Here is a 13,882-nt window from a genome sequence, read left to right as displayed (position 1 = left end):
ACCCGTACAGTAAACGTATGGAACAAAATGGAGGGATACATGTGTCGACACTCATTAAACCGACCGCGTTACGGCCGGGCGATACGATCGGCATCGACGTCGAGCTCGATGCGACCGCCGGGACGATCACCTTTTTAGAGAATGGAGTGACGACATGAGCGAATTCATTACCGTGGTCGACCGGACACGTAAAAGAATCGGGTTGAAGCCCCGGGACGACGTCCATCGTGACGGCGATTGGCATGAGACGTTTCACTGCTGGATGATTGACCCGACGCATCTTTACTTACAGCTCCGCAGCGAGACGAAACAAGATTTTCCTGGACTGTTCGACATCACGGCAGCAGGGCATCTGGCTGCCGGAGAAACCGTTCGCGACGGAGTCCGTGAGATACAAGAAGAGCTCGGGATTGAACTGTCACTTGAGCAACTCCACCCGCTCGGCGTCTTTGAGGACGTGATTGAGACGGGAGCGTTTCTAGACCGGGAGTTCGCCCATACATATGTCTATCCGTACGCTGGGGAGGCGTTCACGTTAGACGTTGACGAAGTAGCAGACGTCGGCAAAGTTGACTTCGAGGCGTTCGTCGCCTTGCTCGACGGTTCGCGCGAACAGATTGAGGCAACTTCGGTCGTAACCGGAAAGACGTTACGCGTGACGAAAGAGACGCTCGTTCCACATCCAGAGACATACTGGAACCAAGTTGTTGAAGGGGTTCGGACATTCTGGGAGAAAGCAGAAGGCCATGATGATTGATATCATCTGGCGACTGTTGAACGGATTGCTCGTGCTCGGTTTAGGAGGGGTTCTAGTCTGGTGTTTTCGCAAGTGAAGAGGGGGAATTGACGAGATGGAAGTTGTACATCCAGTAACACCGCTCGAGATTGAGACGGCGCGCTTACGATTGCGGGCACCGCGCATGAGCGGTGACGAGCGTGTCGTGAATGCGGCGATTCGGGATTCGCATGAGGAGTTCCGGCAGTGGTTGCCGTTCGCTCAAACGGTCCCGACGTTAGAAGAGACCGAGATCAATTTACGACGTGCCCACGAACTTTATGTGAAAGAGGAGAGTTTTCGCTATCTCATCTTTTTACGAGACACGGGAACGTTCGTCGGCACGGTCAGTCTGCAAGGCATCGACTGGGACGTTCCGAAGGCAGAAATCGGGTACTGGCTGCATTCAATGCATACCGGACACGGATACATGGGCGAAGCGGTCGAGGCGGTCACGCGGTTCGGGTTTACACATTTCGGATTCAAACGGATCGAGATCCGTTGTGAGTCGACGAACCGGGGCAGCCGGATGATACCAGAACGTCTAGGGTTTCAACTCGAAGGCATACTGCGGAACGACGACTTGTCCGCCGATGGCAACCGCCTGACCGACACGGCCGTCTATGCGATGCTGCCCGGTGAACTCAAACCGTCAGCGACATGATTCGTTGTTCGCCGACGGGTCCGGTCATACGACGTCCCGTATCCGTAAATCCGACAGTTTGATAGAGTGAGAACGCCGCCTCATTTTTTAAATTGACGGACAGCACGACTTGTTGCTTGTCAGAAAAATGGAGGCGGACGTATTCAGGTAGTTGTTGAAGCGCCGACTTGGCGTACCCGTTGTTTTGCGCCGGATGATTGATGGAAAAAATCGATAAGAGCAAGGCGTTCGGATTGTCCGTGTACGATTGGACGTGCTCGGTGTCGTGCAACAAAAAGAAGCCGACGGGTATGTCGTTCACAATGACGACGGGGTGCACACCGTCCGGGATTATCGAGTCGATATCTTTTGGCAACGTCGTATATTTCTCTTGATCGAGCGGCAGCGTGAACGTCTCGAGGACGGGCCAGTGTTTGTCTTGAAGCGGTTCGAGTGTGACGGATGACATCGTTATTCCTCCCTCATTAGAAGTAGCGCACTTTCAGTATACAAAAAATGAATGGGAAAGGACCAACTATGGACCAACAGATCTCGTATCAACAAAATGCACCACTATCCGACATGTATCAAGCTTTCATGGACGGGTTTTCTGATTACATAATTCGCTTTGACATGGATGCGGCAGGATTCGAATCGACCTTCCTCGTCCGGGATCAAAATCAACCGTCACGCTCCATCGTCGCGTATGCGGACGGACGTCCGGTCGGTGTCGTCTTGAGTGGGGTGGCCCATTTAGAGACAGGTTGGGTCACGCGTTGTGGTGGTCTGGCGGTCTCCCCTGCGTTTCGAAAAATAGGGATTGCCCGCGAGTTGATGCGCCGTTTTGACGAGCAGGCAACGGGGACACGTCTACTTGAAGTCATCCAAGGCAACGACGCGGCACTCGCTTTGTACGAGCGGCTCGGGTACGAGACGGTGCGCGAAATCTTTTATTTCGACTCCGTTCCGACCGAAACGGAAGCGACACGCGCGATCGAACCGATCGTGACGCTGTTCGATCGCTATTACCCGTCGGCATCGCACCGACCGATCTGGCAAACGGACGCGCGGACGACCCAGCAACGAGCCGAGCTCGTCCGGATCACAGAAGGCGACAAAACAGGGGCGCTCTTGTTCCGGTCAGGCGTCCTCCTCGACGTTTTCGGCCGGGATGAGGATGCGGAATGGCTCCTGCGGGCGGCCGCAGCGAATGGACCGATCAAGTTGACGCTCACGTCGGATCGTCCTGAATTGATCGAGGCGGCGCGAACGCTCGGGTTCAAACAAGATGCCATCGCCCAGTTCGAGATGATGAAGCGCGAGACAGGTGTCTGATGAGACGTCTTCTTCCTATGTTGATGGTCGGTCTCATCGTCGGAAACTTGTTCACGATTCTCGGATTGACGACGAACTTGTCTCCTTCAATCGACCGTGTCTTTCTGTTCGGGGGCCCGGCGGTGACGTTTATAACTGCTGTGGGTATCGTCTTTGTCGTCCTAAAAATGAAGCGAGACAAACGGTGATGAACTATTCGTGAAGTTTGTGAGAGTGCTTGCTCACCGTTTTGAAATGTTAGACATATAAATGAAATGCTTCATATATTGAACTTTTCAGGTAGGGGTGATATATTCGCACTTGTAGCTTTTTATATAGCTAGCGAATCATCCTATTTGGAGGTTTTATCAATATATGTGGAAACAACTTTTACTAACTGTCGGTGTCGGCGTACTCGTTTTGAATGGCCCAGCGTCGGCCTCAGCAGATCAACTTACCCCGCAAGAGCTCGTCAAGACGACGAAGTCCCTTCAGAAGATAGAGCGCGATGTTCGCGCATCAAAGCAAGCGGTTGAAAAGGCGGAACGTCACGTGCAGGCGGTCGATGAACGGGCGGATGCGCTTCAAGCTAAACTAGATCAAGTAAGCACTCAGCTCGAAGCGTATGAAACGGCTTCGACCCCTGAAGAGACGTCTTTGTTTAAACAAGTACTGTCGTCTGTCCTTCCTAGCGCGAAGGCGGAAGCGGCGGAATCCGAAAAAGCCGAGACAGATTTAAAAGCGAGAGAAGCTGAAGCTGCTCGAGCGTTAGACGAATTGAGTGATCAACAGGCCGAAGTGAAGGCCGAGCGGGAACAGGTGAAGGCTTCACATGCGGCAGCGTATAAGCAGTTGAAGGCACAAGCTGCGCAATTAACAGATTTGAAGAAGCAAAAAGCAGCAATCGCACCAGATCAGTTTATGATTCCGGCGACGGGACGTCTGTCACAAGGGTTCGGCCCCGCTAGTGGACAATTCGGCTATACGTTCCACAACGGGATCGATATCGCCGCCAAAGTCGGGACACCGATCTACGCAGCGGCTGACGGCAAGGTCATCGACGTCAAGACGAGCGGCCCTTACGGCAAGCACGTCTTCATCGAGCATGACTTGAACGGACAGAAGTGGACGACCGTCTACGCCCATATGCATAAAATCGAAGTGAAGAAAGGCCAAGCGTTGCTTCAAGGTGAAAGCATCGGCCAAATCGGCAACACGGGCAACTCTTCAGGTCCTCACTTACATTTCGAGGTGCATCAAGGAAAATACGGTTACTCGTCAAGTTCGGCCGGCAATACGGTCAATCCGATGGACGTAGCGGAAGTACTCGGCGGCACATCACCAATCAAAGCGGTTTATTGACACGACGCGGCGTAGCGTCGTGTTTTTTTTGCGCAAAAAAAGCCGCATTGCAGCGGCTCTCGTTCATTCGCGGGTTGGATCGTGATTGCCTTTGGTGTCGGCGATTGTATCCGAGCTTCCGAAGTCTTCGACTTGGCTGAAGGCGTCAGTACTTTGCCCGGCGTCATCTGTTCCGTCGAGCTGTTTATGGGCAGCCGTCTCAGACGCATTGAGGACATCTTCTTCGACCGGACGATCGAGGTCTGTTTGATGCTCTTGTTCTTCCTGCTCACGTGCATGTTCGATGCAAAGCGTCGCTTCTGGGATGATCTCGAGCCGATCGAGTTCAATTTCTTTCCCGCACACTTCACATTTTCCGTACGTCCCGTTTTTGATGGCGAGAAGCGCCTTATCGACGTCCGTTAAAAATTCTTCGTCGAGTTCAGTGAGTGCGTGGTCACGTTCGCGTAAAAACAGCTCTTCTCCCGAATCGGCGGGATGGTTGTCATAGTGCGACAACTCTCCTTCGTCGTAAACTTCTTCACGATTTTCCAGATACCCTTCGGTCTTGGCTTTCTCTTTTAGTAGACGTTCTTTGAACGTATCGATTTGTTTTTGTGTCAACATACGGTCCACTCTCCAGTTCTGATTTCATTAGTATAAGCATTTCCCATTTTGCGACGCGACAAACCTTTCTGTCGGCAAAGCGGATTTCTAAAGACTTGAGAAAACGGGTATGATGACAATGAGTGTCAATTGTCGTGGAATAAGGAGGAAGCAACATGAGAAAAGTTGAGGTTGTGGAATACGATACAGCATGGACGGAAAAGTTTGAGGACGAGTCGAGCAGGCTCGAACGATTGCTCGACGGTGAACTGATTGTGATTCATCATATCGGCAGCACGTCTGTCCCGGGTCTTGACGCCAAACCGATCATCGATATCATGCCGGTCGTTCGCCAAATCGAACGCGTCGATGGATTGATCGGTCACATGGAGGCCCTCGGTTATCGCAGTTTCGGCGAGCACGGTATTCCGAGACGGCGCTTCTTCGCCAAAGGTGCGGACGTGCGGACGGTCCATGTCCACGTCTTCGAGGAAGGGGACGAAGGGGTCGTCCGGCATTTGGCCTTTCGAGACTACTTGATGGCATTTCCGGACGTACGTGCCGAATATGCCGCTCTCAAACAACAGCTCGCGAGCCAACATCCGGAAGATATCGAAAGCTACATCCAAGGAAAACAAGAATGGGTGTCCGAAACGGAGCGAGTGGCGACGCTTTGGTATTTGTCCCAGCAACAGAAATGAAACTTTTTCTCGCTTCATCTCGTAACGATAGATAACAAGTTGAGGGGGGAGATAAAGTGAAGCAATTTCTTGGGAAATGTATCGAATACTCGTTTGTCGCGCTCGTATTCATCGGATTATTCTTTGGCTTGCGCTATGGGGTCCATCAGTTCGTCCCGGCAACGGAAGAGATTCAACGTTATACTTATCTCGTCTTAGGGACAGCCGTTCTCGTGTTTCCGGCTTCGTTGTTCGGCGGCTATTTTCTCGCCCGTCCGATTCAGCGCCGGTTGAACGGAACAGCGACGGTCAGTTCGAACCACGTGTTGCGTGGTGATGAAAAGCCACACGGGGTCACGGAAGACCGAAACGGCACGCACACTGGGGGCGGTTTATGATGCGCTTGCGCCCCACTAGTTCGGTTGACGAAGAAGCCGCCACGTTTTAAGAACGTGTCGGCTTTCAAGCGAAACGTCAAATCGTCGTGAAGCACCTTTAGAAAGGGGAGACGGATCATGACGCGGCGCCTCGTGCTATTTATCGTGTTCACGTTCGCGTGGTCATGGTCATGGTGGGGTCTGAACATCTGGCTCGTCCGCTCGACCGGTGCTTCGTCTTCGCTGCTGCATTTCGCTGGGGCGTTCGGACCGCTCGTCGCGGCATGGCTGACGACGGCTTGGACGGATGGGTGGTCAGGGTGTCGTCGATTGTTTGAGCGCGCCTATGGCCGCTTGACGATTCGCTGGACGTTACTCGCCGTGTCTCTACCCGTTTTGTTTTTCGCAATCGGTGTCCTCGTCGTCAGTATGATGCCGGAAGTCTCAAATAGTTCGAATTGGTTTGCCAACGACAAGCTTCCGGACTGGTCGCCGTTTGTGTTATGGCTCGTTTGGGTGGCGACATACGGGTTTGGTGAGGAGAGCGGGTGGCGCGGGTATTTGCTGCCGACGCTATCAGAACGGATGGCGGTCCGACCGGCGACGCTCGTGGTCGCGCTCGTTTGGGCGCTTTGGCATGTGCCCGTCTTTTTATACGACCCAGATTTTCAAGACATGTCGGTGTTCATGATTGCCGGTTGGACGATTGGACTTATCTTCGGCTCCTTCTTTTTAGGCTGGTTGACCGTTCAGGCTGACTTCAGCATCTGGCCGGCTATCCTGTTTCACGGAACGTTTGATTTTTTGAGCGCCGGGGATGCGTTGCCGGACTTCATTCCGGCGATCTCATCGGTACTTTTGATTGGACTCGTGCTCGTATTGGCCCGTCGTTACGACGAGCAATTTCATAAACGTTGAAAGTAGGGATTGGATGGAAACGGTTATTTTAGTGATTGGGATCATCGGAGTGATTTCTTTAATGTTTTTCATGTCGAACCAGTGGATGGGATACAGCAAAGGCAATATCGTCATGACGCTCGATGATCATCACACGGACTTGAATCAATACGTGCCGGCGATTTTGACGAAACTCTATGAGGACGGCAAGTCGGCCCATTATCTCGGCGACCGGAAGTTTGAGGTGGACGGGAAACGATACGTCCTCGTCGAACGGACCGTACCGATCGGTCGGGTTCCGACCCAGCAGACGGTACTCATGCCGGATAAAACGAAGTAAAGCCACGCTGCCGCGTGGCTTTTTGTTATTGTGCAGGGGGTCCAAAACTACCGGCATGATAATCGCGGAACGCTTGGCGAATCTCGTCCTCGGTATTCATGACGAACGGACCATGGGCGATGTAGTCCTCACGGATCGGCTGTCCTGAGTAGACGAGCAAGCGGGCCCGTGACGTCGCTTTGACGCGGATTGCGCTCATGCTGTCTGCTGTTTCGTCGTACGTGAGCGTCGCCACGTGCGTTTTCGCGAGCGGGGTCGCCGACGTGCCGAGCTCGACTGAACCGGCGAGCACGTAGACGAATCCGTTATGGTTTGTCGGCAAGACGTGCTCGTAGACGGCACCGGCTTTCAGACTGATTTCGCTCATCGTGATCGGCACGAGGCTGTTCATCGGCCCCGTTACCCCGGCGACGTCGCCGGAGTAGACGCGCACCTGCCCGCCGTCGACCGGTACGACCGGGGCGTCTTCGACATATACGTTCTGATAGGATGTCGTCGTCGATTTGAGCGATTTTGGCAAGTTGAGCCATAGTTGCAGCGTATGGATCAAGTCGTCATCGACGGCTTCCTCGGCATGCCGGGCTCCCCAACCGGCGTTCATATATTGAACGTCACCGGCGTCTAAAACCGAATGGCCGCCATGGTTGTCGATATGCTCGAGCCGACCGTCGATGACGTACGTGATTGTCTGAAACCCGCGGTGCGGATGGTCAGAGAACGTGCCACGCTTGAACCAATCCTCGGCCATTAAAATAAACGGGTCGAACTCGTCTTTTCGTTCCGGGGGTAACACCCACCCTTGTTGGACGTGCGGATAGCCGTTCTGTTTATACGCGACTTGCCAGTGTGCGGCGACATCGCGGTCAAATCGTCTCGTCATCAGACCATCTCCTTCGAAAGCGTTTGGCTCCATTGTCGCACATGGACGATCTAGAAACGGGTGATTTTGCTCTCTGAACGTGCAAAGACAGACGGCCAGGAGACCGTCTGTCAATAAGGGGCGAGCGACAGCCAGGTGGCGCTGTCCTCGGAACTGAGTTTGTAGTGGTTACCTTTGGTCGTGACATAGACGTCCGTCTTTTTGGAACGTTCATGGAGCGTCACGTCGAACGTTTGGGACTTAACGCCTTCGGCCAAGGTGAATAGCGGATATGCGGCCGCCTCACCGTTCCGGTTGACGCGTTCGGCCCGCTGCAGCATCTGTTTAAGCGTTTCTCCGTCGGCAGTGGTCGTCTGGATGGCGTCCAAATGATGAAGTTCGGTCTTACCGGAGAGCGACGTCTTATGGAAATAACCGATGGTCGCTTCCTCGACTTCTTCTGTTGTTGCTGCGTCGACTTCTGACTGTGTCATCATCACCGGCGGTTCATAGGAGAGCGAGATCGTTTGTTTCACCGTTTCCCCGCCAACATCATAAGACAGTTCCCAAAGCGGGTATGTTTCTCCGAACTTGAGTTCGTCAGGCAACGGATAGACGGTTGAAAGTGTCGGGATGCCGCCATCTGGAACAGAATCGAGCGACCCGTATGCCATGTTGTTTTCAGAAGATCGAATCAAGAGCGGTTGGACAACCCCGTCCATCTTGACGAGATAAAGCGACAGCGTCATCGTCTTCATGTTCGGGTCAAATGGGTGAAAAGATGTCGTCGACGAGTCCTGCGTCTTCACTTCTAGAGCGAGTGAGGCGAAGAGAGGAGAGTGCAGCGTAACAAACGGTGAGGTGAAAGGCATCACTTCGAAAAAGAGATCGTCCTCAAGATTGCTTTTGACCGCTTGATGCACCTCATCGGATCTACTCAGTGAACGAGGTCTTATGGGCTCGGCAGCCGTTTCACGCCGGGCAATCGAGAAGCGTTCGGGATCGATTTGTTTCATGTATTGGCTGGCGTCGGTTTGGCAATAGGCGTATGTCGCCTCGTCGTCATGGAACACTGTCATGCTCGTCAAGGGAGACGCCACATCTGACGAAAAGCGTGAAAAACTGCGATACGTCCCGTCATAGACGAAGGTGCTGTTCGGGAGGAAAATCGCGCCGGTGTCGTCACAAATCGTATGCACGGCAATCTGTTCCGTTTCGTCGAGCTGCATCGACTGTTGGTCCGGTTCATAATGATAGCCGTCGAATAGGATGGGGCGAACTTTGAGGTCGAGCGCGGACTCTTGTTCTGTGCAACCGGTCAAGATGATTGTCGCCATGAGCAACGTTGTGATGCCGATGGTTCGCACGCCATTTGCCCCCTTTACTCCATGAATTGGGCCTGCCACTTGGCCGCATCGTCGCGGAGTAGCTGGAAATGAGACCCAGTCTTCGTATTCGTCAAAAACACGTCATTTCCTTCATAGCTGACGTCGAACGTTTGTGCACATATGCCTTCGAAGACGGTCAAATAAGGGGTCGAGGCAGGTGTGCCGGCTTTCGAGACGGCTTTCGCGCGCTCGATCGCATTGAAGATGAATTGCGTATCGTCAGCTGTGGCGTGGCTTAAAAACGGCTCGTCTTTCGATTCCGTACCGATCAAGGCGAGCTCGTGAAAGACGACGTGCCGGCGGTGGTCGAATTGTTGGCGCATTTTGTTCTTCAAGCTATCCCCGCGCAACAAGGTTTCTTCTTTATAGGTGATCGACACGACTTGTTTATGGGCTTTTCCATCGCGGGTGAACGAGAAGCTGAACAACGGATAGCGTTCGTTCGCTACGAGTGTCGATGGGAGCGCACTTGCTTGCCGGACTCCTAGAAAACGGTCGAACGTCGCGTCAGGTGGTCGGACTACATCGTGATAGAGCTCTTGGTTCGACGAGGTGTAAATGCCGTAGCGCTGTTCGCCATCAGCCGACTCGGTACCAAATCCAATCGAGAGAAACGGCTGTCTAGAAGATAGATCAATAGGGACCACGAGGGTCTCGGCCGTGTCCGTTGACTCGAATGTGAACTCATATGAACCGTTGAACGGCATCGTCACGTGGACGAGCGTTTGCTCGAGAGCAGTCCGGAGAGGATACGGTTCGTTGCCGACCGGTTTGTCCATCTCGTTTAGAAATTGAAGTCGTTCGTGCGGTTGAGCGTTTCGCAGTTTCGAGATGGACGGATAAGTGACGGACAAGTCTTGAAAAGCGGTGAGACTGTCGGGAACGGATGCGACTTGTTTGATATAAGTGATTGTGCCTGCCTGACATTGCACATAAGACTGATTCTCCACTTCAAAGAATGTAGCGGTCGGGAACGCTTCGGTTGACGTTGTCGTCGTCAACGGCTGCGTCAACGTGACCGTTCCGACTAAACGGCGGTCGCCGGCGGGAACGTTCGTGATCGCATCTTCTGGATAACAAGCATCGAGCACGTTCGTCCGGTCGGACTCGGTCATCTCGATTTGTTGCCCCGAAGGAAGCGTGGCGCGACCTTGATAGTACTCTGGAGCTGTATGTAAACGAAAAGCATGTTCTTCCTCACATCCAAATAGGAATGACAAAATGGCAAGCGTACAGAAAAGCAGGTACTTTTTCACAGCGGTGCACTCCTTCGATGAATAACTTTCATCATTTTAGCACCAATTTTTTGTGACTTTAGTCTTAGGAAAACTAATGTGTTTTTTTAATAAAAAAGCGAAAAACCCGCTCGACTTGAACTGAGCGGGTCCGGTTTACACTTATGGATAAGAAATGGAATTTCTCGATTTGAACGTTGTCGATTTTTGACGAATGAACCTTGATATAGCGTCATTGCTAAAAAACGAACGGAAAACGTTGAAATGGAGTATGGGTTTTATAGGTATTTATTGGTTTTTATATTCCTTTAGTCGACGTCGCGACCGCGTGAAGCTTTCAAAATTTCGAACCATTCTTCACGGCTGAGCTCAATTTCAAGTGCGTCGACGCCAGTGCGGACTCGTTCAATTTTCCCAGAGCCGATGATCGGCATGATATTGACCGGATGTTTGAGCAACCAAGCATAGACGATTGAATCGATACCGCTAGCGTCATGACGGACGCGGATCTCTTCAAGCTTTTCACGAAGTGGCGCGTAGTCGTCTGCAGAGAATAACTGGCCTCCGGCGAGCGGGCTCCAGGCCATGAGCGGCATCCGCTTTTCGTGACATAGGTCGACAGAACCATCTTCGAAATGTTTCAACTGCATCGGCGAGAGCTCGAGCTGGTTCGTCACGAGTTTGAACGGTAACCGTGACTGCAGCAGTTGCTGTGTCGACGGTGCGTGGTTCGAGACGCCGAACGTCCGAACTTTTCCGCTCTGTTGCAACGTGATGAACGCCTCGGCGACTTCATCTGGATCCATGAGCGGATCGGGACGATGGATCAAAAGTGTATCAATCTGGTCAATCCCGAGCTCGCTCAAAGAACGTTCGGTTTGGCTGATGATATGCGCTTTCGTCGTATCGTAATGATTGAGCGTTTGGCCGGGGTTGAATGAGCCGGTCAATTTGATGCCCGTCTTCGTCACGATTTCGATTTGGTCACGAAGCGAAGGTTTGAGGCGCAACGCCTCTCCGAATAATCCTTCACACGTATACCCGCCATAAATGTCGGCGTGATCGAACGTCGTGATGCCGAGCTCGATACATTGCTCGATGAACGTGAGACGCTCCTGTGGGCTCATCTCCCATTCGGCGAGACGCCACATTCCGTGGATGATGCGTGAGAACGATAAGTCTTCCGTTAGTGCGATTCGTTGCATAATCGATTCCTCCTAATTGTCTGTCGCTTTCATTATACGGGTATTGTCCAACAGCGTCACTTTCTGCGCGCGAGCAGGGATGCTGAAACAGGGTCAATCGTGACGGAATCCGTTATGATAGACGAGAGACAAACAGAAAGAGGAGTTCTTCATGAATCGTTATGAAATTTATGCGGACGTGTCGTTCGAACAAGACGTTCACGAGACGCGTGCCACCGCTTATCACCAAGACCTCGAGCTGCATGGGATCGGACGGAGCGCCGCCGTATTTCGCGTGAAAGACACGCGACTCGTCATCAAAGTGTTCTTCCCGGGCTATACTCAAATCGCGGCGGAAGAAGCCGTGATTTATCGTACGCTCGAAGGGCTGCCTCAGTTTCCATATTTGTACGAAGTCGGGCCGAACTATATCGTCATCGATTATATCGAAGGTAAGACGCTGTTTGAGTGTTTGACCGAAGGGATTTGGATTGATGCGGCGTACATCGAGCAAGTCGACGAGGCGCTGATTAAAGCGCGGCAGCTTGGACTTACCCCGTCAGACGTACATTTGCGCAACATCATCCTCAGTCCGCAAGGCCGCATCTATTTGATCGATTTGGCCCGGTTCCGGCAAGGGCAACATATCGACCATCAATGGGAAGACTTGAAACGGATGTATCGGCTCTACCGGCTCCGCTTCGTGCCGAAACGATATTCCGAGCGGCTGTTGAACGGCATCGCCTATTTATACCGCACGTTTGTCAACGATCCGAGACGTTAGTCGAAGGTCGTTTTTCTTTTGGCGATTAGGGAACAACAGTAACGTATCGTTGTCGTGTCACTTAAAAAGGAGGACGTCCGAATGGCTCACCGAATTTATGCGAATGAACTCGAAACGTTGCATGACTGTGTGGAGACGTGTAACTACTGTCTTGAATCGTGTCTTGAAGAGCGCGATGTGAAGATGATGGTCGATTGCATCCGGCTCGACCGCGAATGTGCCGCTATGTGCTCGTTCCTCGCCGAGGCGATGACACGGGATTCGGCGTTCGTGCCCGAACTCGCACGGGCTTGTGCGGTCATGTGTAAGGCGTGCGCCCAAGAGTGCGAAAAACATAAGCACGAGCACTGCCAAGAGTGTGCGCGCGTTTGCTTCGAATGCGCTTCGATGTGCGACCGCTTAGCAGCTTGAGCGGAATACGGTCAGTCGACGCGGCTGACCTTTTTTTGTGGAAAATGCGTCGCGACGTGTGTTTTGAGAGCGAGATACGTATAATGAAGAAAACTCATGAAAGTGGTGTATGTATGATCCGTAATTGCCGTCGTGACGACCTTCAAGCCGTCTTACATATTTACAATGACGCCATCGTCAACAGTACTGCCGTCTATCACTATGAACCGGTGACGCTTCAAAATCGAGTCGCCTGGTATGAAGATAAAAAAGCGTCCGGACATCCCGTCATCGTCTGGCAAGACGGCGACGTCGTCATGGGTTTCGCCACGTTTGGCCCGTTCCGTCCATGGCCAGCCTACCATTACACGATTGAACACTCTGTCTACGTTCATCCGGGCTATCGCGGCAAAGGTGTCGGCAACAAGTTGCTTCGTGAAATAATCCGCATCGCGGAAGCGCGTAACTATAAGACGATGATTGGCGGAATCGATGCTGCCAACATCGCGAGTATCAAAGCGCATGAAAAATTGGGCTTCGTTCATTCAGGGACGATCAAACGAGCCGGCTACAAATTTGGAAAATGGCTCGACTTGTCATTTTATCAATTGGATTTGACAGGTCCCGAAACACCGCAAGAAGGCTAAATGTTGTCTATCGACATTTCTGAAATACGGTATACTGGCAACAGTGAATCGAATGGAGGAATCAAGATGACAGAACTACCGAATTGCCCAAAATGTCAGTCGGCCTACGTCTATGAAGATGGCGCTTTGCTCGTCTGCCCAGAATGTGCTTACGAGTGGTCACCGAGCGAGGCGGCCGAGGCCGAGGCGGACGCTGAGGTTAAAGACGCGAACGGGAACGTGCTCCAAGATGGAGATGCGGTCACGGTCATCAAAGACTTGAAAGTGAAAGGTACGTCACTCGTCGTCAAACAAGGGACGAAAGTGAAAAGTATCCGCCTCGTCGACGGTGATCACGATATCGATTGCAAAATCGATGGGTTCGGCGCGATGAAGCTCAAGTCAGAATTCGTCAAGAAACTATGAAAAAACTGTTTCGGTCC

19 protein-coding genes are annotated in these 13,882 nt (G+C 52.3%); 13 read left to right on the top strand and 6 right to left on the bottom strand.

Features of this window, described 5'->3' with window-relative positions:
• The first annotated feature begins 154 nt into the window (after positions 1–154).
• Positions 155–757 (top strand): NUDIX hydrolase, encoded by a 603-nt coding sequence (locus tag EVJ21_RS08390; RefSeq protein ID WP_131490318.1) that lies wholly within the window; start codon positions 155–157, stop codon positions 755–757.
• 94 nt (positions 758–851) lie between these two features.
• Entirely contained in the window at positions 852–1,439 is a 588-nt protein-coding gene (locus EVJ21_RS08385; RefSeq protein WP_131490317.1) for a GNAT family N-acetyltransferase, read from the top strand.
• On the opposite strand, the gene EVJ21_RS08380 is transcribed toward EVJ21_RS08385, so the two are convergent.
• Positions 1,420–1,887 (bottom strand): GNAT family N-acetyltransferase, encoded by a 468-nt coding sequence (locus EVJ21_RS08380; RefSeq protein WP_131490316.1) that lies wholly within the window; start codon positions 1,885–1,887, stop codon positions 1,420–1,422. The genes EVJ21_RS08385 and EVJ21_RS08380 overlap by 20 nt on opposite strands.
• Positions 1,888–1,955: 68 nt before the next feature.
• Here EVJ21_RS08380 and EVJ21_RS08375 point away from each other — a divergent pair, with 68 nt between their 5' ends.
• From EVJ21_RS08375 to EVJ21_RS08365, 3 genes are all read left to right on the top strand, one after another.
• Positions 1,956–2,753 (top strand): GNAT family N-acetyltransferase, encoded by a 798-nt coding sequence (locus tag EVJ21_RS08375; protein ID WP_131490315.1) that lies wholly within the window; start codon positions 1,956–1,958, stop codon positions 2,751–2,753.
• Positions 2,753–2,941, top strand: a complete 189-nt coding sequence (locus EVJ21_RS15370; protein ID WP_131439518.1) for a hypothetical protein — start codon at positions 2,753–2,755, stop codon at positions 2,939–2,941. Before EVJ21_RS08375 ends, EVJ21_RS15370 begins: the two co-directional genes overlap by 1 nt.
• A gap of 166 nt (positions 2,942–3,107) precedes the next feature.
• The gene (locus tag EVJ21_RS08365; protein ID WP_131490314.1) at positions 3,108–4,094 is read left to right on the top strand and encodes a M23 family metallopeptidase; all 987 of its coding nucleotides are present in this window, start codon (positions 3,108–3,110) and stop codon (positions 4,092–4,094) included.
• Between the two features lie 63 nt (positions 4,095–4,157).
• Here the strand turns inward: EVJ21_RS08365 and EVJ21_RS08360 are convergent, their stop codons facing one another.
• A complete protein-coding gene (locus EVJ21_RS08360) occupies positions 4,158–4,700 on the bottom strand; it encodes a TraR/DksA C4-type zinc finger protein (protein ID WP_070329283.1) in 543 nt (180 codons plus the stop codon).
• Between the two features lie 155 nt (positions 4,701–4,855).
• On the opposite strand from EVJ21_RS08360, the gene EVJ21_RS08355 reads away from it, so the two are divergent.
• The 4 genes from EVJ21_RS08355 (at position 4,856) to EVJ21_RS08340 (ending at position 6,973) form a co-directional block, all read left to right on the top strand.
• Positions 4,856–5,380: a GrpB family protein gene (locus tag EVJ21_RS08355; RefSeq protein ID WP_070329282.1), complete on the top strand. Its 525-nt coding sequence runs from the start codon at positions 4,856–4,858 to the stop codon at positions 5,378–5,380.
• Positions 5,381–5,436: 56 nt separating this feature from the next.
• Positions 5,437–5,757, top strand: coding sequence for a hypothetical protein (locus EVJ21_RS08350; RefSeq protein ID WP_131464834.1), 321 nt, complete (start codon positions 5,437–5,439; stop codon positions 5,755–5,757).
• Between the two features lie 117 nt (positions 5,758–5,874).
• Positions 5,875–6,654 carry a CPBP family intramembrane glutamic endopeptidase gene (locus EVJ21_RS08345; protein WP_131490313.1) on the top strand — a complete coding sequence of 260 codons (780 nt, stop codon included), beginning with the start codon at positions 5,875–5,877 and terminating at the stop codon, positions 6,652–6,654.
• Positions 6,655–6,667: 13 nt separating this feature from the next.
• Positions 6,668–6,973, top strand: coding sequence for a hypothetical protein (locus EVJ21_RS08340; protein ID WP_016508867.1), 306 nt, complete (start codon positions 6,668–6,670; stop codon positions 6,971–6,973).
• A gap of 25 nt (positions 6,974–6,998) precedes the next feature.
• On the opposite strand, the gene EVJ21_RS08335 is transcribed toward EVJ21_RS08340, so the two are convergent.
• The 4 genes from EVJ21_RS08335 to EVJ21_RS08320 form a co-directional block, all read right to left on the bottom strand.
• Positions 6,999–7,853 (bottom strand): pirin family protein, encoded by an 855-nt coding sequence (locus tag EVJ21_RS08335; RefSeq protein ID WP_201739221.1) that lies wholly within the window; start codon positions 7,851–7,853, stop codon positions 6,999–7,001.
• Between the two features lie 110 nt (positions 7,854–7,963).
• Complete coding sequence (locus EVJ21_RS08330) at positions 7,964–9,199, bottom strand: hypothetical protein (RefSeq protein WP_131464828.1); 1,236 nt, start codon at positions 9,197–9,199, stop codon at positions 7,964–7,966.
• Between the two features lie 14 nt (positions 9,200–9,213).
• A complete protein-coding gene (locus EVJ21_RS08325; protein WP_236633488.1) occupies positions 9,214–10,476 on the bottom strand; it encodes a hypothetical protein in 1,263 nt (420 codons plus the stop codon).
• A gap of 287 nt (positions 10,477–10,763) precedes the next feature.
• Positions 10,764–11,660 (bottom strand): aldo/keto reductase, encoded by an 897-nt coding sequence (locus tag EVJ21_RS08320; protein ID WP_070329277.1) that lies wholly within the window; start codon positions 11,658–11,660, stop codon positions 10,764–10,766.
• Positions 11,661–11,811: 151 nt separating this feature from the next.
• Between EVJ21_RS08320 and EVJ21_RS08315 the strand changes: the two genes are divergently transcribed.
• The 4 genes from EVJ21_RS08315 to EVJ21_RS08300 all read left to right on the top strand — a co-directional run bounded on the left by EVJ21_RS08315 (position 11,812) and on the right by EVJ21_RS08300 (position 13,865).
• On the top strand, positions 11,812–12,423 hold the full coding sequence (locus tag EVJ21_RS08315; protein ID WP_131464826.1) for a protein kinase family protein: 612 nt from the start codon (positions 11,812–11,814) through the stop codon (positions 12,421–12,423).
• Between the two features lie 81 nt (positions 12,424–12,504).
• Positions 12,505–12,834 (top strand): four-helix bundle copper-binding protein, encoded by a 330-nt coding sequence (locus EVJ21_RS08310; protein ID WP_070329275.1) that lies wholly within the window; start codon positions 12,505–12,507, stop codon positions 12,832–12,834.
• A gap of 113 nt (positions 12,835–12,947) precedes the next feature.
• Positions 12,948–13,460 carry a GNAT family N-acetyltransferase gene (locus EVJ21_RS08305; RefSeq protein ID WP_131464824.1) on the top strand — a complete coding sequence of 171 codons (513 nt, stop codon included), beginning with the start codon at positions 12,948–12,950 and terminating at the stop codon, positions 13,458–13,460.
• Between the two features lie 66 nt (positions 13,461–13,526).
• The gene (locus EVJ21_RS08300; protein ID WP_070329273.1) at positions 13,527–13,865 is read left to right on the top strand and encodes a zinc ribbon domain-containing protein YjdM; all 339 of its coding nucleotides are present in this window, start codon (positions 13,527–13,529) and stop codon (positions 13,863–13,865) included.
• Positions 13,866–13,882: the final 17 nt, after the last annotated feature.

The organism is Exiguobacterium sp. SH0S2, from assembly GCF_004337185.1.
Taxonomy (GTDB): Bacteria; Bacillota; Bacilli; order Exiguobacteriales; family Exiguobacteriaceae; genus Exiguobacterium; species Exiguobacterium aurantiacum_A.
Note: the sequence above shows the minus strand (reverse complement) of the source record. Positions and strands in the feature narration are given on the sequence as shown.